23 protein-coding genes are annotated in these 26,972 nt (G+C 59.8%); 14 read left to right on the top strand and 9 right to left on the bottom strand.

All coding sequences use genetic code 11. The annotated features are described in order from the left end of the window. Window positions 1-528 precede the first annotated feature (528 nt). From AAGW23_RS14170 to cynS, 4 genes are all read left to right on the top strand, one after another. Entirely contained in the window at window positions 529-1,764 is a 1,236-nt protein-coding gene (locus AAGW23_RS14170) for an exonuclease SbcCD subunit D C-terminal domain-containing protein (protein WP_342407057.1), read from the top strand. Next, complete coding sequence (locus tag AAGW23_RS14165; RefSeq protein WP_342407056.1) at window positions 1,761-5,417, top strand: AAA family ATPase; 3,657 nt, start codon at window positions 1,761-1,763, stop codon at window positions 5,415-5,417. Before AAGW23_RS14170 ends, AAGW23_RS14165 begins: the two co-directional genes overlap by 4 nt. Window positions 5,418-5,670: 253 nt before the next feature. Then, window positions 5,671-6,432, top strand: coding sequence for a phytanoyl-CoA dioxygenase family protein (locus AAGW23_RS14160; protein ID WP_342407055.1), 762 nt, complete (start codon window positions 5,671-5,673; stop codon window positions 6,430-6,432). Window positions 6,433-6,557: 125 nt separating this feature from the next. After that, on the top strand, window positions 6,558-7,007 hold the full coding sequence (cynS, locus tag AAGW23_RS14155) for a cyanase (RefSeq protein WP_342407054.1): 450 nt from the start codon (window positions 6,558-6,560) through the stop codon (window positions 7,005-7,007). 100 nt (window positions 7,008-7,107) lie between these two features. Here the strand turns inward: cynS and AAGW23_RS14150 are convergent, their stop codons facing one another. Continuing rightward, a complete protein-coding gene (locus AAGW23_RS14150; RefSeq protein WP_342407053.1) occupies window positions 7,108-7,788 on the bottom strand; it encodes a c-type cytochrome in 681 nt (226 codons plus the stop codon). A gap of 143 nt (window positions 7,789-7,931) precedes the next feature. On the opposite strand from AAGW23_RS14150, the gene AAGW23_RS14145 reads away from it, so the two are divergent. From AAGW23_RS14145 to AAGW23_RS14135, 3 genes are all read left to right on the top strand, one after another. Next, a complete protein-coding gene (locus AAGW23_RS14145) occupies window positions 7,932-8,168 on the top strand; it encodes a hypothetical protein (protein WP_342407052.1) in 237 nt (78 codons plus the stop codon). Next, the gene (locus AAGW23_RS14140; RefSeq protein ID WP_342407051.1) at window positions 8,144-8,626 is read left to right on the top strand and encodes an acyl-CoA thioesterase; all 483 of its coding nucleotides are present in this window, start codon (window positions 8,144-8,146) and stop codon (window positions 8,624-8,626) included. Before AAGW23_RS14145 ends, AAGW23_RS14140 begins: the two co-directional genes overlap by 25 nt. Window positions 8,627-8,774: 148 nt before the next feature. Further along, window positions 8,775-9,116, top strand: coding sequence for a zinc ribbon domain-containing protein YjdM (locus AAGW23_RS14135; protein ID WP_342407050.1), 342 nt, complete (start codon window positions 8,775-8,777; stop codon window positions 9,114-9,116). A gap of 205 nt (window positions 9,117-9,321) precedes the next feature. Here the strand turns inward: AAGW23_RS14135 and speA are convergent, their stop codons facing one another. The 3 genes from speA to thiO all read right to left on the bottom strand — a co-directional run bounded on the left by speA (window position 9,322) and on the right by thiO (window position 13,199). Beyond that, window positions 9,322-11,235 (bottom strand): arginine decarboxylase, encoded by a 1,914-nt coding sequence (gene speA, locus AAGW23_RS14130; protein ID WP_342407049.1) that lies wholly within the window; start codon window positions 11,233-11,235, stop codon window positions 9,322-9,324. A gap of 121 nt (window positions 11,236-11,356) precedes the next feature. After that, window positions 11,357-11,728, bottom strand: a complete 372-nt coding sequence (locus AAGW23_RS14125; protein ID WP_342407048.1) for a translation initiation factor Sui1 — start codon at window positions 11,726-11,728, stop codon at window positions 11,357-11,359. 376 nt (window positions 11,729-12,104) lie between these two features. Continuing rightward, a complete protein-coding gene (gene thiO, locus AAGW23_RS14120) occupies window positions 12,105-13,199 on the bottom strand; it encodes a glycine oxidase ThiO (protein WP_342407047.1) in 1,095 nt (364 codons plus the stop codon). Window positions 13,200-13,351: 152 nt separating this feature from the next. On the opposite strand from thiO, the gene AAGW23_RS14115 reads away from it, so the two are divergent. The 7 genes from AAGW23_RS14115 (at window position 13,352) to AAGW23_RS14085 (ending at window position 20,920) form a co-directional block, all read left to right on the top strand. Further along, on the top strand, window positions 13,352-13,870 hold the full coding sequence (locus AAGW23_RS14115) for a GspH/FimT family pseudopilin (RefSeq protein ID WP_342407046.1): 519 nt from the start codon (window positions 13,352-13,354) through the stop codon (window positions 13,868-13,870). 75 nt (window positions 13,871-13,945) lie between these two features. After that, a complete protein-coding gene (locus AAGW23_RS14110) occupies window positions 13,946-14,452 on the top strand; it encodes a GspH/FimT family pseudopilin (protein ID WP_342407045.1) in 507 nt (168 codons plus the stop codon). Then, window positions 14,449-14,919, top strand: coding sequence for a type IV pilus modification protein PilV (gene pilV / locus AAGW23_RS14105; RefSeq protein ID WP_342407044.1), 471 nt, complete (start codon window positions 14,449-14,451; stop codon window positions 14,917-14,919). Before AAGW23_RS14110 ends, pilV begins: the two co-directional genes overlap by 4 nt. Further along, window positions 14,916-15,989 (top strand): PilW family protein, encoded by a 1,074-nt coding sequence (locus AAGW23_RS14100; protein WP_342407043.1) that lies wholly within the window; start codon window positions 14,916-14,918, stop codon window positions 15,987-15,989. The genes pilV and AAGW23_RS14100 overlap by 4 nt, the downstream gene beginning before the upstream one ends. After that, on the top strand, window positions 15,986-16,501 hold the full coding sequence (locus AAGW23_RS14095; protein WP_342407042.1) for a pilus assembly PilX family protein: 516 nt from the start codon (window positions 15,986-15,988) through the stop codon (window positions 16,499-16,501). The genes AAGW23_RS14100 and AAGW23_RS14095 overlap by 4 nt, the downstream gene beginning before the upstream one ends. Before the next feature lie 4 nt (window positions 16,502-16,505). Next, on the top strand, window positions 16,506-20,474 hold the full coding sequence (locus AAGW23_RS14090) for a pilus assembly protein (protein WP_342407041.1): 3,969 nt from the start codon (window positions 16,506-16,508) through the stop codon (window positions 20,472-20,474). A gap of 56 nt (window positions 20,475-20,530) precedes the next feature. Next, window positions 20,531-20,920 (top strand): type IV pilin protein, encoded by a 390-nt coding sequence (locus AAGW23_RS14085; protein ID WP_342407040.1) that lies wholly within the window; start codon window positions 20,531-20,533, stop codon window positions 20,918-20,920. Window positions 20,921-20,977: 57 nt separating this feature from the next. On the opposite strand, the gene ispH is transcribed toward AAGW23_RS14085, so the two are convergent. The 5 genes from ispH to ribF form a co-directional block, all read right to left on the bottom strand. Beyond that, complete coding sequence (gene ispH, locus AAGW23_RS14080) at window positions 20,978-21,922, bottom strand: 4-hydroxy-3-methylbut-2-enyl diphosphate reductase (RefSeq protein WP_342407039.1); 945 nt, start codon at window positions 21,920-21,922, stop codon at window positions 20,978-20,980. 239 nt (window positions 21,923-22,161) lie between these two features. Further along, on the bottom strand, window positions 22,162-22,599 hold the full coding sequence (fkpB, locus tag AAGW23_RS14075) for an FKBP-type peptidyl-prolyl cis-trans isomerase (RefSeq protein ID WP_342407038.1): 438 nt from the start codon (window positions 22,597-22,599) through the stop codon (window positions 22,162-22,164). Continuing rightward, entirely contained in the window at window positions 22,592-23,095 is a 504-nt protein-coding gene (gene lspA / locus AAGW23_RS14070) for a signal peptidase II (protein ID WP_342407037.1), read from the bottom strand. Before lspA ends, fkpB begins: the two co-directional genes overlap by 8 nt. Window positions 23,096-23,152: 57 nt before the next feature. Continuing rightward, window positions 23,153-25,984, bottom strand: coding sequence for an isoleucine--tRNA ligase (ileS, locus tag AAGW23_RS14065; protein ID WP_342407036.1), 2,832 nt, complete (start codon window positions 25,982-25,984; stop codon window positions 23,153-23,155). 1 nt (window position 25,985) lies between these two features. Beyond that, window positions 25,986-26,936, bottom strand: coding sequence for a bifunctional riboflavin kinase/FAD synthetase (gene ribF, locus AAGW23_RS14060; RefSeq protein WP_342407035.1), 951 nt, complete (start codon window positions 26,934-26,936; stop codon window positions 25,986-25,988). Window positions 26,937-26,972 lie beyond the last annotated feature (36 nt).

Raw genomic sequence — 26,972 nt, 5'->3', positions numbered from 1 at the left:
TCGGTGGGTAAGCTTCGCGTTACCCACCGTACGATTTGAGAGAGGCGCCGGGCGGCGTCTGGCAACTTCCTCGTCAGCAAACAAGCAAAGCTCTTTTGTTTCACTGTTTACGCTCTTTCAGGCGGCTCGGACACGATTCCCCTTCAGGAGGCCGAGCGCAGGTGCTGCGCAGGGGGACGCGAGGTATGGATGCCGAGCGAGGAGTGATGGGACATGGATGTCCCTTCGCGACGACCCCCGGAGCGGCGCCGGAGCGAGGGGAGTTTTGCAAAGCAAAACCCGGATGCAGGGGTGGCCTTCTTTTTGGTTACTTTTTCTTGGCCACACAAGAAAAAGTGAATCGCCCAGCAGGGCGAAACCCATATTTCAGCAAACCTCGACAACAGACCCGAGTATCCCAGGCCAAAGACCTTCGCGAGCAAACTCGCTCCTACAAAAACCTACCCAGAAGCATCTCGAGACCTTTGCGTTTGAAAGGCTGATTCCAATCGCGCTTAACCGCCAATCCACCGTAAGAAGGCCGTGCGTATGCGCCTGATCCACACCTCTGACTGGCACCTCGGCCAGACTCTTCATGGCCAGGACCGCGACTACGAACACGCTCAGTTCCTCGCCTGGCTGCTCGACCAGCTCGTCCAGCACCAGCCCGATGCGCTGCTGATCGCCGGCGACATCTTCGACACGGTGAACCCGCCACTGAAAGCGCAGGAGCGCCTCTACGACTTCATCGTACGCGCCCACGAAAAACTCCCGCAGCTGGACATCGTGATGATCGCCGGCAACCACGATTCCGGTGGACGCATTGAGCTGCCCGGGCCGTTGATGCGGCGGCTCAACGCTCACGCCATCGGCCGCATCAGCTGGATCGCCGAGAACCAGCTGGACCACGACCGCCTTCTAGTACCGCTGCATGACGCCACGGGCGCCGTCGCCGGATGGTGCCTCGCCCTGCCCTTCCTGCGCCCGGCCGAAGTCACCGGGGGCGATGCGGGGGATGACTACCTGCTCGGCATCCGCCAGGTACACCAGCACCTGATCGCCGCCGCCGAAGCCCAGCGCCAGCCCGGCCAGGCATTGATTGCCATGAGCCACGCGCATATGGCTGGCGGTGCGGTGTCGGAGGACTCGGAGCGCAACATCGTCATCGGCACTGCCGAGGCGCTGCCGGCCAGCCTGTTCCCGGAGCCCATCGCCTACGTTGCCCTCGGCCACCTGCACAAGCCGCAGCAGGTCGCCGGACAGGCGCGCATCCGTTACAGCGGCTCACCGCTGCCGCTGTCCTTCGGCGAGATCAATTACCCGCATCAGGTCCTGCTGGTGGAGCTCGACGGCAATCAGCTTGCCGGCGTCGAGCCGCTGCCCGTTCCCCGAGCCGTAGAGATGATCCGTGTTGGCCGCGCGCCGCTGGCCGAGGTGATCAGCCAGCTTGAAGCGTTGCCACCGCTGGGTCTGTTCGCCGAGAACCTGCCCTGGCTGGAAGTGCGCGTGCAGCTCGACGAGCCGCTTCCAGACCTGCGCCAGCGCATCGAAACGGCGATCACTGGAAAGGCCTGCCGGCTGGTGCGCATCGCCAGTGAATATTCAGGGAAACGCGGTGAGGCCGACGCCGAGGTGCTGCTCGGCCTTGACCAGATCACCCCGCAAGAGCTCTTCGCCCGAGCCTGGGAGGAACAGTTCGGCAATCCGCCCGACGATCAGGCGCAGGAGGATTTCGCCAGCCTGCTCCAAGGCGTTGAGTTTGCCGGTGAAGGAGACATGCGATGAAGATCCTTGCCATCCGCCTGAACAACCTCGCCTCGCTGGCCGGTGAACAGGTTATCGATTTCACCGCCGAACCCCTGGCCAGTGCCGGCCTGTTCGCCATCACCGGCCCTACCGGCGCCGGCAAGAGCACCATTCTCGATGCCTTGTGCCTGGCGCTGTTCGGCAGCACGCCACGGCTTGACGGCGCTTCGTTGTTGAGCAAGGTGCCGGATGGTAAGGATGAGATCGGCAGCGGCGACGAGCGCAACCTGCTCCGCCGCGGCTGTGCCAGTGGCTATGCCGAGGTGGATTTCATCGGCATCGATAGCCACCGCTACCGTGCCCGCTGGGAGGTCAAGCGCGCACGGGAAAAGATCGACGGCAAGCTGCAGGCCAGCAGCCAGAGCCTGCTCGACCTGGACCGCGACCAATTACTCGCCAGCGGGAAAAAACGTGAATTCAAGGAGCTGCTCGAAGCCAAACTCGGCCTCACCCTGGCGCAGTTCACCCGCGCCGTGCTGCTGGCGCAGAGCGAGTTTTCCGCCTTTCTTAAGGCTGACGACAACGACCGCGGCACCCTGCTGGAAAAGCTCACCGACACCGGCCTCTACAGCCGCCTGGGCCAGGCCGCCTTTGAAGCGGCCAAGCGCGCCCGCGAAGCGCTCGCCACCCTGCAACAGCAGGCCGGTGGCGTACAGCCGATGGACGCCGAGGCGCGCCAGGCGCTGGAACGCCAACACCAGCAGCAACTGGCCGAACTGAAGGGGTTGCAACAACAGCTTGAAACGCTGAAACAGCAGAGCCAGTGGCTGCAGGACCTGGCTCGCTTGCAAGGCGAACGCGACAAGGCCAGGCAGCAGCTTAGCGATGCTGAAACCGAACATGAGAAGCTGGCGGACGCCCGCCGCATCCTCGCGCTATTCGAACTGCTGGCGCCGCAACGGCATCGCTTCCTCCGCGAGCAGGAGCTGGCGCCACTGCTGGCGAAGGTCGAGGAAAACCTGGCTCGCCATGGTCGTGAGCACAGCGCAGTGCAGCAGCGGCTCGACGAGCTGGAACAGCTCTGCAAGACAGCGTCCGAGGCATTGAAAGCAGCCGAGCAAGCGCTCAAGAGCGCGGAACCCCAACTCCTGCAGGCGCGCCGCGAAGAGGAACGCCTGAGTCATCTGGCCAATGACCTCAGTGAGGCGCGCCAGCAAGCAGAACAAGCCGAAGCCGCCAGCAAGACCGGCGAGCAGCATCTCGCTCAACTGCGGCAGAAGCAGGAACAGGCCGCCACCCAGCTGGCGACTCTGACCGAAGGGCTTGCGCGCAGCGCAGAGCTGCAGGCGTTGTGCGCGGCCTGGAATGGCTACCGGCCTCGGTTGCAGCAGGCCGTACAAATCGCGGCGCGCCTGCAGCAAGGTCGTCAGGAACTCCCTGCGCTGGAGGCAGCGGCCAAAACCGCCGAGATCGCCCAAACACAAGCTCGCCAGGCGCTCGACGAGCTGCAGGTTGGAATCGGCGGTGAAAACAGCCTGGCCGACCAGATCGCGCAACTGAACATACAGCTCGACACCTGGCGCGAAGCTCTACGTGAGGGCGAAAACCTTGTTGGGCTTTGGTCCCGCCAGCAGCAACTGGCAACCCAGAAAAGCGGATTACTCGACGAGCAGCGCCGCCAGCAGCAGGAGCTCGACGCCCTGACGCAAGCCGGCAAGCTCGCTCGCACGGAGCGCGATGACGCGGAAAAGGCGCTCAAGGTGGTACAGGCCCTGCTGGAGCGCCAGCGTCTGGCCCGCAGTGCCAATGTCGAGGCCTTGCGCGCGGCGCTGGCCCCCGGCGAGCCGTGCAGCGTCTGCGGCAGCCTTGAGCATCCCTGGCATGACGGCAAGGCGCTGCTCGACGCCCTCGACCAGGGTGACGAGCGCGAAGCCGAGCAGGCCCAGCTGCAGCTCAAAAGTCACGACGAAAAACTCCAGGCGCTGCGCGACCAGCACATCGCCCTGACCACCGGCATCAAACAGAACGGGCAACGGCACGCAGAAATCGCCGATGAGCTGGCAAAGCTGGAGCCGCAACTGACCGCACTGCCCCTCTATGCCGAGCTGCTGCAAGAGCCGGAAACAGAACGCCACTCCTGGCTGGATACGAAACTCGCCACGCTCAAAACCGAGATCACCACGGCCAACGTCCGCCAGCGCGAACTGCTGGCGCTGCAGCAGCGCAGCGAAACCCTGCAGCACGCTTGGCAAAGTGCACGCGACGCCTGCGGTCAGGCGAGCCAGGCCCTCACCGGCCAGCGCGACGCCATATCCCGCGATGAGGAACGATTGGACGAGGAGCTGGCAGAATTCGCCAGCCTGCTACCGGCCGCCCTGCTCAGCCGTTGGCGTGAGGCACCCGCCGAAACCTTCATGCAGCTCGACAGCCAGGTCGAGGCCCGGCGCCAGCAGATCGACCAACAGGCTGTTGTCGCTGAGGAGCAGCAACAGTGCCAGAGCGCACTGGAACGTGAGCAGCTGCAGCAACAGAATCGTCTCGATCAGCAACAAGCCTGCGCCACCCGCCTCAGTGAACTCGAAGCCCGAGAGTTGGCCTGTCGTCAGAGCCTGCACGACAGCCTGGGCGAGCAAGCCAGCGCCGCGGCCTGGCAGCAGCAACTGGAAAACACGATCCAGACTGCTCGCCAGCAACAGACCGACATTGACCGGCAACTCAACGAAGCGCGCGTCGAGCTGACCCGGCTTGCCAGCGAGCAGCAGAACTGCGCCGGGCGCCGCGACGAACTGCTGGCCGAACGCAAATCTCTCAGCGAAGAACTTGCCGCCTGGCGCGCTGCGCACCCCGATCTAGACGATGCGACCCTCACCCAATTGCTGCGACTGGACGACTCGTTGCTCGCTGAAGCCCGCGAACGTCTGCGCGCCAACACCGAACTGCTCGCCCGCAGCCGTGAACGGCTGGACGGCTGCACGCAGCGGCTGGCTGCGCATCAGGCCGGGCAACCCGATGCGCCGGATGGCGAAACCCTGAAACGCCAGTACGCGGAACAGGAAATCAACTGCAACGCAGCCGAGCAACGCAGCACCGAAACCCGCGCCGCGCTGCTCGACGATGATCGCCGCCGCAACCAGAGCCAGGCCTTGCTCCAGCAGATCGCCGACGCCACCACCGAAAGCCAGCGCTGGGGCCGAATCGCCGCGCTGATCGGTTCCAGCGACGGTGGCGCCTTCCGCAAGATCGCCCAGGCCTACAACCTCGACCTGCTGGTACAGCACGCCAACGTGCAGCTGCGCCAGCTAGCCCGCCGTTATCGACTCAAGCGCGGCGGCAGCCCGCTGGGGCTGCTGGTAATGGACACAGAGATGGGCGACGAACTGCGCTCGGTGCATTCGCTATCGGGCGGCGAAACTTTTCTCGTCTCCCTGGCCTTGGCGCTGGGCCTGGCCTCGATGGCCTCGAGCAAGCTGAAAATCGAATCGCTGTTCATCGACGAAGGCTTCGGCAGCCTCGATCCGGAGTCGCTGCAGACCGCCATGGATGCACTGGACTCACTGCAGGCACAGGGCCGCAAGGTGGCGGTGATTTCCCACGTGGCGGAAATGCATGAGCGCATCCCGGTGCAGATTCAGGTGCAGCGGCAGGGTAACGGCCAGAGCGGATTGAAGATCGTCGGCGGAGCAGGCGTCTAGCCCTCAGGCGAGGCCGGGCGCGATGGCGCCAGCCTGGAGCAGCGTCAACATAGCCATGAGCAGGCTAAAAGCGAACCCGGCAGACGCCGCTTGTGGCTGCGGGCCGCAGTTCGCACGAGAAGGGATGAAACGGGCTCACGGCTTGTGGCTGTGCGCCTGCTGCGACGACAGGTCGTCACAGGCGCAGCCAGCATACGAACCCAAGCTTTCAACAAGCTGTCGACAGTTCTGAACGTCTCGGACCCAGGACATCATGCCAGGCACCAGCCGCACCACCGAGCAGTTGCTGGCCATGCACGAGCAAGGTTTCGTGTTGCTGCGTGGCATCATGACGCCGCAACAGGTCGAAGCGGTACGCGCGGCCATTGATCGCCTCGAGCCAATCCACTGGGACTATCAGGGTCTGGTCGACGACCATTACAAATGCGTGTTCAACCGCGACCCGTTCTGGCTGCCCCTGCTCGATCTTCCTGGGGTGATCGAACTGGCGCAAGCCTGTCTCGGCGAGAATTGCCATGTCATTGGGCAGACAGCCTGGCGCAGCCATCCGGGCTTTGTCGGTGGAGAACTGCATGCCGATTACCTCGCCATGGAGCTGCCAGAGCGCTGGCTGCAAGACCCCACGTTCACGTTGCCGATGCAGGTCTGCACGGCACACCTCTATCTCGACCGGATCGACGCCGATCTCTGCCCGACCCTGGTGATTTCCGGCAGCCACCGGGCCGGGCGCAAGCCTCGCCCTGGCGAAACGCACTGGAAAGGTCGCGAAGCTCAGCCGGTGCTCTGCGAGGCGGGTGACGTGCTGCTATTTCGCAGCGACCTCTGGCACGCCGGCAGCCGTAATCGCACGACTGACCGCAGCCGCTATCTGCTGCAGATGCATTACGGGAGGCGCATGGTGACGCAGAAGTTCTCGCCCTATCTGCAATGGCGATTCAACCCAGAGGTGCTCGCCGCCGCCACACCGAGGCAGCGGCGCCTGCTCGGCGAGCATGAGCCGTCGGAGTACGATTGAGCTGGCTCCAGCACCAAGCTTCCGGTTCGACAGCAGGCAGCTCCCAGCTGGCACAGCCTCTGCATCGAACTGAGCGCGCAGCCGCAACATGTGGCTCGCTCAATCAAGTCGATGAGGATCGTGCAATGATTTCCTGCCGTAGCCAAGTGACCCAGATGATCGTTTCCGCCAAGGTGCGAAAGAAGCTGAAATGGGCCCAGATAGCCGAGTCCATCGGCATGTCCAAGGAGTGGACCACCGCTGGCTGTCTAGGACAGATGGCTTTCGACAAGGCCCAGGCGGAAACCCTCGGCCAGTTATTCGAACTGTCGGACGAAGCCATCGCCTGGCTGCAGATCGTGCCCTATAAAGGGTCACTGCCAACCTCGGTGCCCACTGACCCGCTGATCTATCGCTGGTATGAGCTGGTCAATGTCTATGGCAGCACCATCAAGGAACTGATTCACGAAGAGTTCGGCGACGGCATCATGAGCGCCATCGACTTTTCCATGGACATCCAGCGCCAACCCGATCCCAAGGGCGACCGGGTGAATGTCGTTCTGTCGGGCAAATTCCTGCCCTACAAGAGCTACTGACCGGCGCCCAGGAAATCTCTCGAGCGGCGCGCCAGACTTTCGACTCGGCAAGCGAAAGGTCGGTCGCCGCGAGGTATCAACGGTGGCGTTGCGGACGGGCCTAGTGTGCAACCACCCCAAGCAATTGCGCGCTGGCCTGCTGCTCCTGCTGTTCAGTCAGCTGCAGCTGCGTCAGGTAGGCGGCCAGCGCTTCAATGTCCGCTTCGGACAGCTGGCCAGCGATGCCGATCATGACTGAGCCGGCTCGGCTCGGATCGTTGCTGCGGAAACGACCCAACGCCTTACGAATGTACTCATCAGACTGCCCGGCCAGGCGTGGCATGGTCTCCTTGCCTTGCGCATGGCTGCCGTGGCAAGCGGTACAGGTACGCTGAAACAAAGCCCCGCCACGCTGGACCAGCGCCGCATCCGGCGCAACGCTGGCACGCTCGACCTTCTGCTGACTGAAGTAGACAGCTATGTTGACCCGATCCTCCAAGGTCAAGCTTTTCGCCAGTTTCGACATCACGAAATCGACGCGCTCGCCTTTGGCGAATTTCTCGAACGAATGGAACAGGTAGATAGGATTCTGCGAGGCCAGATTGGGGATGTGCGGGCGCTTGCTGTTGCCGGTTTCGCCATGGCAATAGCCACAAAAAAGAGCACGCTCCTGGCCGGCCTCATACGCCTGCTGACGTCGGGCCGCATCTTCCATCAGATAGTTGAAGCGCTCCATCGCCTCTTCGCTGGCGTGGGCGAACGGAACGAGGCAACTGAGCAGAAGGAGGCTGAATAAACGCATGGCTAGTCCGGCGCTGATGGGTGGTGAGGCGTGTATGCCAGCCACTGGACTATAGGGGGGAAAAACAGCCGCGATACTGGCGCAGGTCAATAAAGCCTCACACACACGCTGCGTCTCACCAGACCCGAGCACCGGTTCGCAATATGCATCTGTTCCACGACGCGCAGCGCAGCAATTCGGCCTGGGCGAGATCCCAGTCGACGATTGAACAGCAGGCGATACGGCACGATGACCTGCGCGCTATTGCCACATTGACCGCCCGAAAAAAAACGAATCACGACGCAGATTTCTGGGCCACAGCCGCCTCGCATTCGACTAAAGTAGCAGCCCTTTTTGCCAGCACGAGCCGCGCACCATGCTTGATGGACATGCCGAACTGACCATGACCGTACTGATGACCCCGGACAAGGCCAACTTTTCCGGCAACGTACATGGCGGCACGCTGCTGAAATACCTGGACGAAGTGGCCTACGCCTGTGCCAGCCGCTATGCAGGTCAGTACGTTGTAACGCTGTCGGTCGATCAGGTGAATTTCCGCCAACCCGTGCATGTCGGCGAGCTGGTGACCTTTCTCGCCTCGGTCAACTACGTCGGTAACACTTCGATGGAGATCGGTATCAAGGTCATCACTGAAGACATCCGGCAAAAGACCGTTCGGCATACCAATAGCTGCTTCTTCACGATGGTAGCGGTGGGTGAAGATGGTCGCCCGGCCACTGTACCGTCACTGGAGCCGAGAACACCCGACCAAAAGCGTCGCTTCGCCCAGGCCCAGCAGCGCCGGCAAATTCGCCGGGAACTGGAAGAGCGTTACCGCGCTCTCAAGGACGATTACTGAGCCCTGCTCGCTGCCAGCCTCCGCCGTCGCACCGGCGGGGGATGGCGTCATCGTTTAGTCCGAAGCCTCCACGTCCTGGCAGGCAGCCCACGAGCCGATAAAACCCTATACAATCCGCGGCTTTTCCCACCGCCGACGAGGAACCGCCGTGAGCGCTTTGCCAGCCTGCCCCCAATGCAACTCCGAGTACACCTATGAAGATGGCCAGATGCTGGTCTGCCCGGAGTGCGCCCACGAATGGTCGGCCAACGCTGCAGAGTCCTCTGCCGAAGACGAAAAGCTGATCAAGGATTCAGTCGGCAATACCCTGCAGGACGGCGACACCATCACCGTGATCAAGGACCTCAAGGTCAAGGGCTCGTCGCTGGTGGTGAAGGTCGGCACCAAGGTCAAGAACATCCGTCTGGTCGACGGCGACCACGACATCGACTGCAAGATCGACGGCATCGGTGCGATGAAACTGAAGTCGGAATTCGTCAGAAAGGTTTGAAGCGAACAGCTTCGCGCCGGGGCGGCCCACCCACATAAGCAAAAGAACCACACCGCGCGCTCTGGTGGGAGGTGCGCCCCGCGGCGAATGCAGTCCGCTTGGTGGATCGCGCTTCATCGATCCACCGAGCGGATCCACGGTGGATGTAAAAGGCGACATCCACCCTACGGTCCTTCGCGCCGCGGCCCTCCCACAACTACCCCGATCAAGGCGTCAGATAGGAAGATCGAGTCAGCCCCAGCCGCAACGCATCGATGTACTGCGTGCGCTCCTTGGCGCTGAGCCGCGCACTGGAGACCTTGTCGCGGTAGTAGGTCATCAGCTCCTCGGGCGAGAGGTGCACATAGCGCAGCATATCTTCGATGGTGTCGTGGGTCTCGATACCGGCGTGATAGAAGCTGCCATCCTCGCGCTGATAGACGTTCACCGAGTCGGTGTCACCGAACAGGTTGTGCATATCGCCGAGAATTTCCTGGTAGGCGCCCACAAGGAACACACCTAGGAAGTATTCCTCTCCTGCCTGGATCTCGTGCACAGGCATACTGTTCTCGATGCTCTGCTCGTCCACGTAATGCTTGATCTTGCCGTCCGAGTCGCAGGTCAGGTCTTGCAACACGGCGCGACGCACCGGTTCCTCGCTCAGGCGCTGCAGCGGCACGATTGGCAGGATCTGATCGATCGCCCAGGTGTCCGGTAGGCTCTGGAACACCGAGAAGTTACAGATGTACTTGTCGGCCAGCTTGTCATTCAACTCGTCGAGCACCGCACGGTGCGATCGCTGGCGCGCCTTGAGCTGGTTGTACAAGCGGCGGCAAATGGCGAAGTAGCTTTGTTCGGCCAGCGCCTTTTGCGCAAGGCTCAGCTTGCCGGACGCGTATTGCGCCGCGGCCTCGCTCATGTAATGGGTGGCGCGCCAGTACGTCTCGGTGACCATTTCCGGATCGGTCGGTCCTAGCAGATCTGCCAGCGCCTGAACGATCTCGGGCAGTTCGTCGTAGTTCTCGATGGTTGGCGCTTCGTCGTTGTGGCGCTCGAAGTCCGTCACCTGCATCACCAGCACGGCGTGATGCGCAGTCATGGCCCGACCGCTCTCGGAGAAAATATGCGGGTGCGGCAGCTCCTGGCGATCACAGAACTCCTTGAGCATCCCGACCACCGTGCCAGCGTATTCATCGATGTCGTAGTTGATCGAGCTGGCGTTGCGCGAATGGGTGCCGTCGTAGTCCACACCGAGACCACCGCCCACATCGATATGGTCGACCGGCAACCCGAGCGCGCGGAGCTCGGCGTAATAACGAATGGCTTCACGGAAGCCGTCACGGTAGTCCGCCAGATTGGCAATCTGCGAGCCCATATGGAAGTGCAGCAACCGCACGCCTTGCTCGACGCCCGCCGCGCGAAAGCGCTCGATGACGGTCAGCAACTGCGCCGCGGACAGACCAAATTTGGACTTTTCACCACCGGTGTCGGCCCACTTGCTCGAAGCCAGCGAGGACAACCGTACACGCAAGCCAACCTGCGGGATGATCTTCAGCTCCGCCGCTTCCTCGATCACCATGCCCACTTCGGACATCTTTTCGATGACGATGAACACGTTGTGGCCGAGCTTCTGCCCCATCAGCGCCAAGCGAATGAATTCGCGATCCTTGTAGCCGTTGCAGACGATGGTGCCACCCTTCGGCGCCAGCGCCAGCACCGCCATCAGCTCAGGTTTCGAGCCAGCCTCCAGCCCGATCGAAACATTCTGCGTAGCGATGATGTTTTCGATCACCGCTTCCTGCTGGTTGACCTTGATCGGGTACAGCGCGGTGTACTTGCTCTGATATTCAAGGCGCTCGATATTGGCATCGAAGGCACCGGTCAAATGACGCACCCGGTCCTGCAGAATGTCAGGGAAGCGCACCAGCAGCGGCAAGGTCAGCCCGGCATCGCGCAACTGCTCGATCAGCCCGGTGAATTCAACGGCCGCACCATTAGGTCCTTGCGGGCGCACTTCGACATGACCGTCATCACTGATCGAAAAGTAGCCTGCCCCCCAATGGCGAATACCATAGACGCTACGGCTGTCCGCTGCGGTCCACTGACTGCCGTCATCTTTACGTGTGCGTCGTACGGGCATCTAGGCCTCCTGAGAATGGGGATGAGTCTGTCGAGCTTAGCGCGACAGCGGGGCTATCCGGTTTGGACGGCCGGCGCGCCCGGAAATAAGCGCATGCGCCTGATAGGGTCAGACCGGGGGTTCAACCGCCCGATTTTTTGGCCTTGAATCCGCGTTTGATCAGTTCGTCGATGAGCAATTGGACATGATCACCCTGGATTTCGATCACGCCTTCCTTGAGTGCGCCACCTGTACCGCAACGACGCTTGAGCGCACTGGCCAACTCCTTGAGCTCGACCTCCGCAAGCGGCACACCGGTTACCGTGGTGACCGTCTTGCCGCCGCGACCTTTGCTCTCCCGGCGCACACGAGCGATGCCATCACCCTCAGGAATCAGCGCTTGCTTGCAGACGCAGACGTCCAGCGGTTGACTGCAATCCGGGCAGTGGCGCCCCGCGTCGGTGGAGAAGACCAGACCGCCAAGGCCGGAAAGGGATGTGGTTTTCTTGGCCACACGCAACCTCATGAGTGTAGAAATCGGCGCGACAAGGCTCTGCGCCACAAAGCCAGATAATCTAACAGCAAAACCGGTACACCCGAAGGGCTACGCAGCGCTTTGCTGCAAACGCCGCCGAATAGCACGACAGCAACGCACTGTCTGTTGTGATAGTGCGCACTGGCTACCGAAAGGCCAGCGCCGTCGCCGCGAGAACGAGCCCCCTCTCAAACCCAGCGATAGATGATGCGTGAGGCGCAACCTGCTGCGGGAGCCTATGCGCAACCGTTGAAAGGTTTCGGTCTCAGCGACGAGCACTCAATGAAATGCCCCTGAAAATCGAAACCTCAGCAAGACCGCTGGAACACGTGGTGCACACCAGCCCTTGGCAATATCACAGCCGACCAGCAGGAGCGTAGGGTTCGGGATCGATGCACGGAGAGCGATCCAACATCAGATCGGCCAAGAGCTGACATGAAGCAGGTGCCAGCACTAGCCCGTTTCTAAAATGCCCGCAGTTGAGCCAAAGCCCATCATGCTCCGGCACCGGACCGATATAAGGAATGCCTTCCGGGGAAGCAGGACGCAGCCCCGCCCAATGCTTGACCACTTCGGCATCGGCGAGTCCAGGCAGCAAATCGATCGCGGTCGCCTTGAGACTTTCCAGCGCCTCTTCGGTCGTTGTCTTGTCGAATCCAACGTCCTCTAACGTACTGCCCACCAGAATGTGGCCATCACGCCGCGGAATCGCATAGCGGCGCTTGGCCAACACCATGCTCGGCAGGAAGTCCTCGGCACACTTGAAGAGGATCATCTGCCCCTTCATCGGCTTGACCGGCAGTTCCAATCCCAGCGTTGCCAGCAGATTCCCACTCCAGGCCCCCGCCGCGACAACGACATGCTCAGCCCGCATCTCGCCCCGCGCCGTATGCACACCAACGATACGCGTACCTTCACGGACAAAACCGCTAACAGGGCAATGCTCGACGATCGTCACATTAGGCAGCTTCGCCAAAGCTGCACGCAGCGACTGCAGCAACCGGGGGTTACGGACGTTGGCTACGCCTGGCATGTACACCGCACTTGAGAAACCATCGCCAAGCGAAGGCACAGCGGTATGTACCTGTTCCATGTCTACGCGGTGCAGCTGCCGACAATGGTGGCTTGCCCAGGCCAGGGCCTGATCCTCGTCTTCCAGATCGAGCCAGTAGAGCCCCGTCTCGTGAACTTCCGGGTCGATCCCGCTCTGCTGCTTCAAGGCCTCGCCAAGCTTCGGATAGTAGTCCTGTGACCAGTGCGCCAGCGCACTGATTGAACCGCGGTAGCGCCACGGAAAAAGCGGAGAAACGATGCCCCCGCCGGCCCAGGAGGCTTCGGTGCCCGTCGCGGATGCCTCGCATAACAACACGGAGCATCCTGCAGCAGCCAGCCCATACGCCGACAGCAAACCGATAACGCCGCCGCCCACCACAATCGTCCGTTGCTTCAACTCAACCTCCACCACTCGGGTTCACATTTTCCGCGTTTCATCCTTGGCCTTGCAGCCGCACTGGTCTAAAAAGCCCACTTCGTCAGGATGGTTGACGAAGCAAAGTGGCAACGCCAGGAAGGCGGCCATCATACGTGCAAAGGAACCGCACCATGCCGAATCAGGATCAAGGCTTCACGCTTATTGAACTGCTAATCACCCTGACCGTACTGGCTATCGTGCTTGCGATCGCCATCCCGACATTCTCCTCAACGCTCGAATCGGTCCGCCAACGCACGCTGGTCAACCAGCTGCTCGCTGACCTCAACTTTGCAAGAAGCAGGGCGATAACCACCAGGCGACCGGTCAGCCTGTGCGCAGGGTCGGCCGGCTGCGAGGATCAAGCGATGTGGAGCGGCCAGGTACTGATATTCGATGACCTGGATGCCAACGGCACAATTGGTGAGGACGACCTGATGCTACGTACTACTGCAGTTACGGCGGGCCATAGCTGGAAATGGCGAAACTTTCGCCAGCAACGACACATGACGTTCAAGCCCGACGGCACAACGCACAGCCTCAATGGCACCTTCATCCTGTGCCGACAAGAAACGCCGCTGAGGAAGATTGTGATCAACATCACAGGGCGGACGAGACTTGCGCCCCCCATGGCCGACGACCTTTGCACCTAACATGCCGCACGGCCTCGGAAACTGACCGAACGTCCGGGCAGAATGGGAAGCCGAACGGCAAACCGGGATGATTTGATGACCCTGAAACTGAGAATAACCATGCAGCATTCCCGAGCTTTCACGCTGATCGAGTTGATGATCACGCTGGCGATCCTCGCGATCCTGTTGGCGATCGCGGCGCCCTCGTTCCGAGACACCATCCAGAACAACCGGACCCAGACTATCGCCAACGACCTAACCACTGCGCTCCAGTTCGCTCGCTCCGAAGCGGTCAAGCGTGGCGTGAGGGTGGACATCTGCCGCCGCAATGCGAACGCCTGCGCGGATGCGACCGATTGGGAAAACGGTTGGTTGGTGAAAGTGAATGGCGGCGCTGTGCTCCGCGTATGGGAAGCGGTAGGTAATCAGAATACGGTCACCGGGCCGGCTGAAACGCTTTCCTATCGGCCGAACGGCTTGCTGACCAAGACGACCGCGACAGATTTCACAGTGAAGTTTCCGAACTGCACGGGCAAACCCCAATACACCATTGCACTGACCGCGACAGGACGAGTGACGAGCACAAAAGGAACGTGCCAATGAGAAGCCCAGTTTGTATATCTGCCCGCCAGCGCGGCGCGACGCTCATCGAAGTGCTTGTCGCCATGCTGATTCTTTCCATAGGTCTGCTAGGCCTCGCCGGCATGCAGATGACCGCGCTCAAGAGCAACCAGAGCGCGTACTACCGGTCACAGGCAACTGTGCTGGCCTACGACATCATCGACCGGATGCGCGCCAATCGCACTGAAGCCTTGAACGGTGTCTACGACATCGCGCTACAGAACCAAGCCTGCGATCCAGACATCGTTCCCAGCGGAACACTCGCTAAAAAAGACGTAGCCGAATGGCTGAATTCGCTTTCGTGCCTGCTCTCTGGCAATGCCAAGGGCAGCGTTGTCCGAAACGATCGAGTGTTCACTGTATCCATCGAGTGGGATGACAACCGCGGCCGCATCGACGAAGCCGCTGACAACGACCGTGAAACCTTTGTCTATCGGACGCAGCTATGAAACCAGTCTCTTTTTACCGGCAGGCGGGCCTTTCGCTTGTCGAGCTGATGGTGGCGATGCTGATCAGCCTGATCTTGCTGGGTGGCGTTTTGCAGGTTTTCATCTCCAGCAAAGATATGTATCGCACCAACACTGCGGTCGCCCGCGTTCAGGAAGCGGGTCGCTTCGCAACTGACTTCATGACGTTCGACGTTAGGCAAGCGGGCTACAAAGGAGAATGTCTCAGCGAGCCTACCAGCCATCTGAAGCTGACGACTGCAAGTGCCGACGTTAAAAACGCCTATAGCACAACACCCGCGATCCAAGGATGGGATAACAGCAAGCCCGTATTCTTTGCAGGCACAGACACAACGCGTACGGACACGGATTCCTTTATCGTAAAGTACGCCGGGGATGGCCAGGAGTTTCAGGCAGGCGGAACGAACAACACGACCGCCCAGAGCTTGACGGTGAACAACAGCACCTCTGTCTACGAAGGCCAGATCGTCATATTGGCTAACTCTACAGGCTGCGACGTATTCCAGAACGCCAACAACCAGAACGCCAGCGCGTTCCAGAAGGCTGGCGGTAACGCGACGCCAGGGAATCTGAACCAAAACTGGAGCCAGTCATATAACGGCTATATGACCGCTCATGTCTTGCGCAGCCATTCCTATTTCATCCGCGACAACGCCGGCCGCCTTCCCTCACTCTACCGCCAAGTACTCAGCCCAAGCCCAGCTGTAGAGGAACTTGTCGAAGGCATCATTGAAATGCAGATCACCTACGGACTCGATCAGGACGGCGACCGGCTTGCGGATGAATATGTAAAAGCTGGCACTAATAATCTCGTTTCCACTGGCGAGGGCGATTGGAACAAAGTCGTTTCGGCACGCATATCCGTAATCGCGATCAGTCCCGAAATCAATGTGCTCGAGGAGCCGCAGACCTTCGTATTCCCGCCCATCGTTGGCATTGATCGGGACGACGCCTATGCCGTTTACGCCGACGACGGCACCGTCACGATCAAGGACAACCGCGTCGCACAGGTCTATACCGCCACCGTCGCCATTCGGAATCGACTGCCATGATGAAAGAAACTTTAGGCCCATCTAAACAGCAGGGCGCCGTGTTGCTTGTCGCCCTCATCATGCTGCTTTTGCTCACTGTCATAGGCGTGGCCGCGATGCGCGATACCAACTTGCAGGAGCGCATGGCAGGCAACATGCGCGATCATGCGCTCGCATTTCAGGCCGCAGAGGCCGCGTTGCGTTTCGCTGAACAAGAAGTCAAGACTGACTACACAAATCTGATCAGCGACACGCTCTATCCCGTCAATAACGAAACCCCCGACGTTGTGATCTTCTCCGGGTTCAACGGCAACGTTTATCAAGCACCAACCTACACCATCACCCGTTTGCCCCACCCCGGTCAGCTCGACATGCAGAACATGGTCAACCCAACCACCGCTGGTGGCGACTCGCTCGCGGCTGGCGAGTCGCTGATTCTCGACTTCGTTCTAGTACGCATTGAAGCAACCGGCACCGGCGCCAGTCCGGATTCGAAGGTCACCCTTCGTTCCCTGTATTTTGTAGAGGAGTGACATGATGCCGCTCAATTATCGCCGTATGCCCTGGAATGGACCTACCGGTACGTGGCGCCCGTTGCTGCTGGCGGGGGCTGCAGTATGCTGGACACTCGGTGCTAATCAGGCTGTCGCAGACGTATCGCAGACTCCCCTGCTACTAGGTGCCAGCAATGTCCCTGGCAACCTTGCGCTCGTGCCCTCCGTGGAGTGGCCGACACTGCTATCCATTGCCAACACCGGAAACTACAGTTCAGGCAATACCTATCTTGGCTACTTCGACTCGGCGAAGTGCTACACCTACGATAAAACTAACGAATGGTTTGAACCAGCCGGATATGCCACGTTGCGAAAGTGCGGTGGCTCAAAACAATGGAGTGGGAATTTCCTGAACTGGGCGGGAACGCCAACGATCGATCCATTTCGCAGCGCGCTAACCGGTGGGTATCGCTACCGTGATGAAGTTGGGCTCACAGTTCTGGAAAAGGCAAGGCATACGGGTCAAAGTAGCGCCGGCAACCGTACGTCCAGCGCCAACGTCCCTCAAAGCGAAATCGTCGGCGCCACGCCTGCCAAAAGTGACTGGACAAACTTCTATTTGCGCCTGAGTGGCTTGGGCGTTGATATGCTTTTCTCCACTTGGAATGACAAGCTTGGCGATGACAACGCATCCCTCGCTGAACAGGTCGCCTACGACCCAGCACTCACAAGTCCTTGGGACGGGGGTCGCCTACTAAAGAGCTATACCCCACAAAACAGCAATACGCTGAAAACCGTTTACCGCCTCAAACTCCGGGTGAAAGTTTGTGTTCCTTCGTTGCTTGAAGCGAACTGCAAAAAATACAGTGACACCAATTACAAGCCTGAGGGCCTTCTGCAGCAGTACAACGAAAACATACGTTACAGCGTATTCGGCTACCTGAACGACGAAAAGCAGCTACGCGACGGCGGGGTATTGCGTGCGGGCCAAAAGTACATAGGCCCACTTAAAAGAGAACGTGGCGTGGCCGGCCAGATGGATAACGCACGCACAGAATGGAGCAAGACAACCGGTATTCTCGCAACTAACCCGAACCCTGATGATGCTACAGCGACCCAAACAGCATTCGGCCGGACTGTCAGCAATAGTGGTGTTATCAATTACCTGAACAAGTTCGGGCAGCTGACGACCAACCAGCACAAGAGCAACGACCCGGTTAGCGAACTCTATTATGCGGCGTTCCGTTACTTCCGAAATCTCGGCAACGTAACCGCCTACAGCACACCGACCCCAGCTCACAACCCCTCGCCGGGCGGAACAACTAAAGACAAATGGCTTGATGGATTTCCGGTCATAACATCTTGGGAAGACCCGATTCAATACGCCTGCCAGAAGAACGTCATCCTTGGAATTGGCGATACCAATACACACGCCGATCGCAACCTGCCTGGCGCGACAGTAACTAGCCTCGAACCCGCGGTACCAGCCCAAGTCGCTGCTGATGCTGCCAACTTCAATGTCGCAACCGCCACCACGGTGGTTGGTACTCTGGAGGGCGTTGATACAAAAGCAACGACTGCAGGCCAATTCGGCGATTGCTGCAGTAATAACTCCGCGTATATCGCTGGGATGGCGTACCACGCCAATACCGTCGACCTTCGGGACGATATCAGCGGCAAGCAACTGCTCTCCACCCACTGGGTGGATGTTCGTGAAAACGGCGTACTGAAAGGCCGAGCCAAGAACCAATATTGGCTGGCAGCCAAATACGGCGGCATTAAGTTTCCAACCGATAAGGACGTTGAGGACTATGGTGACCCTTATGCGCCCTCCAAAGAGATCCAACCCAGCTGGTGGACCGATGGCGACAAAACCGAAATAGGAGAACTTCGGCCTCGAAACTTCTACGTGGCCAGCGATGCAACCAAAATGGTCGAAAGCCTGAAAACAGCCTTCGCTAACATCGCCAAGGAAGTCAGTAGCACCACAGCGGCCCTGTCAACCAATTCAACCAAGCTGGAAACCGATACCGTTGTATTCCAATCGATGCTCGACAGCGCCAAGTGGAGCGGGGACTTACTGGCCAAGGCGGTTTCCAGCAACGGCACCGTGAGCACAACCCCTACTTGGAAAGCGGCACAGAAGTTGGATGCGCTGACCAACGCGCAGACAGCTGATCGCGTCATCCTTACGTCTACGCCCCCTACAGCTGACAGCACGACAGGTGCGCTGGTATCAACAACGGGCAGAACATTCCTGTGGGATCAGTTGGAAGCAGCACAGAAGACAGCCCTGAGGGCTACAGCCAGCGGAACTCCGACGACAGAAGCAGTTGGACAAAACCGACTTGCCTTCATTCGCGGCGACCGCAGCCAGGAGCGCACCGATGCAGCGCCTAACAATCCGCTCCGACAGCGGGACAGCCGGCTTGGTGACATTGCCAACTCTGATCCGCAGTACATCTATAAACCAAACTTCGGTTACTCCCAACTGCCCGAAAGCGCCGGTTTTACCAGCGCAATCAAGAGCGCGTACACCACCTTTCGCTCGCAAAGCTCTTACCAAAACCGCCCACCGCTGGTTGTAGTGGGAGCGAATGACGGCATGCTGCATGGCTTCGACGCAAGCCTTGGCAGCACAGGCGGCAAGGAGCTGTTTGCTTATGTTCCGAATGACCTTATCGACGAGCTACACGAACTGACGGACCCAACCTATGCACATCGCTACTATGTGGACGGAACGCCCCGTATCGGTGACGCTCTGGTCAGCGGTCAGTGGAAGACGCTCTTAGTCGGTTCGTCCGGCGCAGGTGGCCGCAGCATTTTTGCGCTGGATGTTTCGAACCCCAACAGCATGTCCGCCAGCAGCGTGCTCTGGGAATTTACACACCCGGAAATGGGCTACAGCCTCGGCCGCCCCAGTCTGGTTCCGCTCTACAACGGTAAATTCGGCGTAATCGTCACCAGCGGTTATGACCGGCCGACCACCACCACCAGCGGTTATGTCTGGCTATTAGATGCTTCGAACGGCAGTGTGATCAAGCGCTTTGACCTGCCGAACAGCGGCGATCTCGGTGCGTCTTTGGCAGTTGATATCGATAACGATCGCGTAGCGGATCGCGTCTATGTAGCCGACACGCTGGGTAAAGTGTGGCGCCTGGACATAACTGGCACGTCCGCCAGTGGATGGGATGCCCCAAGTAGCTTGAAATCAGGCGGAAACATCACTCCGTTGTTCTTGGCCAAGGACGCTAGCGGCGTTGCGCAGCCGATCACCGCACCACTAGACGCGGCCTATACCAAAGATAGGGAGATCATGCTGGTGTTCGGTACTGGCAGCTTCTACCAGACCACCGACAATGAGGTTCCTGACTCACCGCAGGTGCAGTCGTTCTATGGCATCGTTGATAGCGGTGTCCAGATCAACGGGCGAAGCACGCTTCTCGAGCAGGAAATTCTGAGAGAGGTTACCGGTACCGAGCTCAATGGCCGAGCGGTCAGCGAAAACACTATGACCGATAGCCACCGAGGATGGTACCTGGACCTGCTGTGGAAGACAGCGAGAGGAGGAACTGGCGCCAAGGGTGAGCGCGTCATTTCCCAGGCCCAATTGGGTGGCAACCGCGTCACCTTCAGCACCCTTATACCGTCCGCAAACCCTTGTGACGCAGGTGGCACCAGTTGGATCATGAGTCTCGACTTGGCAACCGGCAGCCGCCTCGTCTATTCGTATTTTGACTACAACGGCGACGGCAGTATTGACGAGGACGATTACATCGAACTGGACGATGGAACGAAGGTTCCAGTCAGCGGCGTGGCCGACCCCGACGAAGGTGCAGTCAAGGGCACGATCGGACTAAACGATCAAAGTACCGGCAAACGCTATCTGTGCTATGCCAGCTCGGCATCTAGTACCGGTTCGAATGGCGTGACACCGGTGTGTATCGAAGTTATGGGAAACAACAACGATTCTAATCGCTTGTCCTGGCATGAAGTGAGGAAAAATATTTGATTACTTTAGTCTCATCGTCCCAGCAAAGAGCGCGGGGCTTTACGCTGATAGAGCTTATGATCGTAGTTGCGATCATTGGCATCATCGCTGCCATCGCTTACCCCAGTTACCAGGAATACGTCCGCAGCGCTAAGCGCGCGGACGCCGAAACGGCGTTGATGGAACTGGGGCACTTCATGGAGCGCTATTACACCGGCAATGGCCGCTACGTCAAAAGCGACGGAAACGGGCCCGATCTTCCCTTCACCCAGGCGCCAAAAGATGGAGGCGCCAAAGCCTACGATATCAGCCTGATCGCAGCCAGCACCTCCCCCACTGCATACGTGCTGCAAGCCGTACCGACCGGGAGTATGGCCAACGACAAATGTGGGACCCTCACACTAGCCAACACTGGCGCCAAGGGGCAAAAAAACGGTATGACCCTGGCCGAATGCTGGAGACGCTGAGCGGCTGAAACGAAAACGCCCGGCGTGTATAACCAGGCGTTTTCGTTTGCGAGGCTATCAAACCGCCTTCAAACGCAACTCCTTCGGCATCGAGAACGTCACGCTCTCCGGGCGCCCCTCCAGCTCGTCCATTCCCTTGGCGCCCCACTCCTTCAGCCGCTCGATCACCCCTCGCACAAGCACCTCCGGCGCCGACGCACCTGCGGTAATACCGATGCGCTCAACGTTCTCAAACCACTCCTGCTTGAGATCTTCTGCCCCGTCGATCAGATAGGCCGGCGTGTCCATGCGCTCGGCCAGCTCACGAAGACGATTGGAGTTCGAGCTGTTCGGGCTGCCCACTACTAGTACCAGATCGCATTCGGCCGCGAGCTGCTTGACTGCATCCTGACGGTTCTGCGTCGCGTAGCAAATGTCATCCTTCCGCGGACCGCCAATGCTTGGAAACTTGCTGCGCAGCGCGTCGATGACGCGACTGGTGTCATCCATGGAAAGCGTGGTCTGGGTGACGAAGGCCAGCGCCTCGGGGTCGCGCACCTCTAGCTTTGCCACATCGTCTTCGTCTTCGACCAGATAGATCGAGCCACCACTGGCGGTATCGTACTGCCCCATCGTGCCTTCGACTTCGGGATGGCCAGCGTGGCCGATCAGAATGCACTCTCGCCCTTCACGGCTATATTTGGTCACTTCCAGATGAACCTTGGTCACCAATGGGCAGGTGGCGTCAAATACCTTGAGACCGCGCCTTTCCCCTTCCATGCGCACAGCCTGGGATACGCCGTGCGCACTGAAGATGACGATGAAGCCGTCCGGCACCTGATCAAGCTCATCGACGAAAACAGCGCCCCGCTCGCGGAGATCCTCTACGACAAATTTGTTATGCACGACTTCGTGGCGCACATAGATCGGCGGACCGAAGACTTCCAGCGCGCGATTAACGATCTCGATGGCGCGGTCTACACCGGCACAAAAGCCACGCGGATTGGCGAGTTTGATTTGCATGGGGATTCTCGACGTTCGGGGCGGGTGAGTGGTGAAGTGTAACGCCTGGTCGGCGGCGCGAAGCGAAGCTGAAATCGGCATGAAAAACCAGGCTGAAGATAGGGTAACGCGCTTCGCCAGACTCGTAGGAGGATGGCGCTTTTGCATCCACCATTGCGGCCTGCGGTGGATCGGTGAAGCGTGATACACCTTACAATCTGATTCCTACAACAAGCAGCTTACCTACGTGGGCCGGTCGCTCAGACCGGCTTCACCTCGAATATTTCCACTTCGAATGCCAGCGACTTGCCAGCCAGCGGATGATTGAAGTCCACCTTAACCTGACGGTCATCGAAGTTTTTGACAACCCCGGGTAACTCGGTCTTGGCCGCGTCATTGAATATCACAAGTAGCCCTTCGGAGAGCTCCATGCCTTCGAACTGGCTCCGCGGCATGGTTTGCACATTTTGCGGGTTGGGCTGTCCGAAGCCCTGCTCGGGCGCGATCTGAAAAGTGCGTTTGTCGCCCGCCTTGAGGCCGAATAACTGCTGCTCGAAACCGGGCAGCAAATTTCCGTCGCCAACCTTGAACGTCGCCGGCTGCTTGTCGAAGGTGCTGTCGACTTGCTCGCCATTTTCCAGACTAAGGGAGAAATGCAGGGTGACCTGCATGTCGGGCCCAATACGCTGCTCACTCATTTACCGTTTCTCCCGTTTTACTGCTACGGAACATATCCAACGCCAGCATGACGGCACCAACCGAGATGGCGCTGTCTGCGATATTGAACGCCGGGAAATACCAGCGATTCTGCCAATGCACCAGGATGAAATCGACGACGTGTCCGAGCACCACGCGATCATAGAGATTGCCGACGGCGCCCCCTAAGACCAGTGCCAAGGCCACCGCAAGCCAGGTCTCGCCGGGTTTCAAGCGCTTCATCCAGACCACCAGCACGGCGCTGACACCGATGGCGATCAAGGCGAACAACCAGCGCTGCCAGCCGGAATGATCGGCGAGAAAGCTGAAAGCAGCGCCCGTGTTGTAGGCGAGCGTCCAGGCGAAGTAGTCGGGAATGACCTCGACTTTCTGGTACAGGCTGAAGTTGGCCTCGAAGTAATGCTTGGTCGCCTGATCCAGCACAATGACCAGCACGCTTAGCCACAGCCAGGTGAGCTTACCGAAGCGCGAGGTCATGCCGACGCCCTCGAAAGCGCATGCCGGGTCTCAGCCGCGCAACCGTACCGCATGCCGTCACGCATGATGGCGAACCTCGCCTGCGCCTTCGATGTTCTCGATGCAGCGACCGCAGATATCAGGATGAGCCGAGTGCGTGCCGACGTCAGGCAGGTGATGCCAGCAACGGCCGCACTTGGCGTGACCGGTTTTGCTGATCTGCAGCTTGAGACCGGGCAGTTCGCTCTGCACGGCTTCGGCTGGCGCTTTGGTAAGCGGCGCTACTGTCGCCGCCGACGTAATCAGCACGAAGCGCAATTCGCTTCCCAGCTTCGCCAGGTCGGAAACCAGCGTGTCTTCAGCGTACAGGGTGACTTCAGCCTGCAGGTTGCCGCCGATGGTTTTGGCCGCGCGCTGAGTTTCCAGCTCCTTGTTCACCGCAGCCTTGACCGCCATGACCTTGTCCCAGAACTCGCGACCCAGTTCGACGCTGGCAGGCAGCTCAGCGAGCCCGTCGTACCAAGTGTTGAGCATCACCGATTCGTTGCGCTCGCCCGGCAGGTACTGCCAAATTTCATCAGCCGTGAACGACAGGATCGGCGCAATCCAACGCACCAGCGCCTCGGCGATGTGATACAGCGCGGTCTGGCAGGAGCGGCGCGGCAGGCTGTCAGCGCCGGTCGTGTACTGACGGTCCTTGATGATGTCGAGGTAGAAACCGCCCAGTTCCTGAACACAGAAGTTATGCACTTTCTGGTAGACGTTCCAGAACTTGTAGGTGCCATAGGCCTCTTCGATTTCCCGCTGCAGCAGCAGGGCGCGGTCGATGGCCCAACGGTCCAGCGCGATCAGTTGGTCGGCCGGAACCTGATGCTGCGCCGGATCGAAACCGTCAAGGTTGGAGAGCAGGAAGCGCGCAGTGTTACGGATACGGCGATAGGAGTCTGCGCTGCGCTGCAGGATCACCTTGGAGACAGCCATTTCACCGGAGTAATCGGTCGAGGCCACCCAAAGCCGGAGGATGTCTGCACCGAGGCTATCCGTGACTTCCTGCGGCGCAACGACGTTACCCAGCGACTTGGACATCTTGCGGCCGTTCTCGTCGACTACGAAACCGTGGGTCAGCAACCCTTTGTAGGGTGCGTGGCCGTCAATGGCCGAGCCGGTCAGCAGCGAGGAGTGGAACCATCCACGGTGCTGGTCGGAGCCTTCCAGATAAAGATCCGCGCGTGGGCCGCTTTCGTGGCCCATCGGGTGCGAACCGCGCATCACATGCCAATGGGTAGTGCCGGAATCGAACCAGACGTCCAGGGTGTCGCTGATCTTTTCGTACTGCGCTGCTTCGTCGCCCAGCAGTTCGGCGGCATCCAGCTTCGACCAAGCCTCGATGCCGCCCTGCTCGACGCGTTGCGCGACGGCTTCCATCAGCTCAACGGTGCGTGGATGCAGCTCGCCGCTTTCCTTGTGCAGGAAGAACGGGATCGGCACGCCCCAGGTGCGCTGACGCGAGATGCACCAGTCCGGACGGCCGGCGATCATGCCGTGCAGCCGCGCCTGCCCCCAAGCGGGAACGAACTCGGTCTGTTCGATCGCGTCCAGCGCGCGACGACGCAGGGAGCTGCCGTCGTGAGCGACTTTGTCCATGCCAACGAACCACTGCGCCGTGGCGCGGTAGATCAGCGGCGTCTTGTGCCGCCAGCAATGCATATAGCTGTGCTGAATCGACTCGTGCTTGAGCAGCGCGCCAACTTCACGCAGCTTCTCGACGATGGCCGGGTTGGCCTTCCAGATGAACTGACCGCCGAAGAATGGCAGATCCGCTACGTATACGCCGTGGCTCTGCACCGGGCTGAGAATGTCTTCATTCTCCATGCCGTAATGCTTGCAGGAACGGAAGTCGTCCTCGCCGTAAGCGGGTGCAGAGTGCACGATGCCGGTACCGGCGCCAGTTTCAACGTAATCGGCCAGATAGACCGGCGCAAAACGCTCGTAGAATGGATGGCGGAACCGGATGAGTTCCAGCGCCCGGCCCTCGCAGCGAGCGATGATATCGCCCTGCAGTTCGTAGCGCTGCAGGCAAGACTCGACCAACTCCTCAGCAAGCACCAGCAGAAGGTCGCCAGTGTCGACCAGTGCGTAGACAAAGTCGGGATGAACGTTGAGCGCCTGGTTGGCCGGGATGGTCCAGGGCGTGGTGGTCCAGATTACGATACTGGCCGGCTTGCCCAGCGCCGCAACGCCGAATGCCGTCGCCAGCTTATCCGAGTCTTCAACCTGGAAGGCCACGTCGATAGCATCGGACTTCTTGTCCTGATATTCGACTTCCGCCTCGGCCAGCGCCGAACTGCAATCGAAGCACCAGTTCACGGGCTTCAGACCTTTGAAAACGAAGCCCCCCTCGACCATCTTCGCCAGCGCCCGGATTTCGCCGGCCTCGTTGGCAAAATCCATCGTGCGGTACGGGTTATCCCATTCACCCAAGACGCCGAGACGAATGAAATCGGCTTTCTGCCCCTCGATCTGCTCTGCGGCATAGGCACGGCAGCGCTCACGAGTCAGATCGGCAGGCTGATTCTTGCCATAGGTGATCTCGACCTTGTGCTCAATCGGCAACCCATGGCAATCCCAACCCGGCACATAGGGCGCATCGAAACCGGACAGGGTCTTCGAACGAACAATGAAGTCTTTGATGACCTTATTCACTGCATGACCGATATGAATGCTGCCGTTGGCATACGGAGGGCCGTCATGCAGGACGAATTTCGGGCGATTTTCACCAATCTGCCGCAGCTTCCCGTACAGGTCGATACTGTTCCAGCGCTGCAGGGTCTCCGGCTCGCGCTGTGGCAGACCGGCCTTCATCGGAAATGCCGTTGACGGCAGATTGAGAGTCGCTTTGTAATCGGTCATTTCAGTCCTGACTCGTGGTAAAGGGTGAAGCCCGCCAGTATTCGCGAGCCGCAGCAATATCTGCTTCGATTGCCGTCTTGAGCGCCTCCAGCGAGGCAAACCGCTGCTCGTCACGCAGCTTGCGATGAAAGGTCACGCGCAGCAGACGCCCATAGAGGTCGCCTTGATAATTGAGCAAATGCACTTCCAGATGCGGTTGGCCGTCGCTTTTGACCGAGGGTCGCATGCCAATGTTGGCGACCGCCGGCTGAGTGAGACCGTCAACCTCAGTGCTCACCATGAACACTCCGCTGAGCGGCGTATTTTTGCGCTTGAGCTGGATATTGGCGGTAGGCGCACCTAACTGTCGACCTAGCGCCTGCCCATGCATCACGCGGCCGGTAATGCTGAACGGTCGACCGAGCAACTTTTGCGCCAGATCCAGGTCGCCGTCAGCGAGCACCTGACGCAGACGCGTGCTACTGACACGCTCGCCCTCGACTTCTATGGTAGTGGCAGCCTCAACGGTGAAGCCTTCGGCCGCGCCGGCCTTTAGCAAAAAATTGAAATCCCCGGCACGGTCGCAGCCGAAGCGGAAGTCGTCGCCGACTTCCAGGTGCCGCACGCCAAGACCATCAACCAGCGTCGCGTGAACGAACTCTGCCGCACCCAGCTCTCGCAAACGACGGTTGAACGCCAGACACAACACCAAATCGACACCCTGCTCACTCAGCAGCTGCAATTTCTCGCGCAGGCGGGTCAAGCGAGCGGGCGCCTGATCTGGTGCGAAGTACTCGCGCGGCTGCGGCTCGAAAATCACCACGCAACTGGGCAAACCAAGCTCGGAAGCACGGTCGCGCAGGCGCTCCAGGATAGCTTGATGCCCCCGGTGAACCCCGTCGAAATTGCCGATGGTGGCGACGCAACCCCGATGCCGGGGTCGCAGGTTATGAAGACCTCGAACCAGCTGCATACCGCACTTCTTGCTTGAAAAGTCGCCGATTATACG

It is taken from the genome of Stutzerimonas chloritidismutans, from assembly GCF_038562055.1.
Lineage (GTDB): Bacteria > Pseudomonadota > Gammaproteobacteria > Pseudomonadales > Pseudomonadaceae > Stutzerimonas > Stutzerimonas chloritidismutans_A.
The sequence above is the reverse complement of the archived record's forward strand: the minus strand, read 5'-3'. Positions and strand labels throughout refer to the sequence as shown.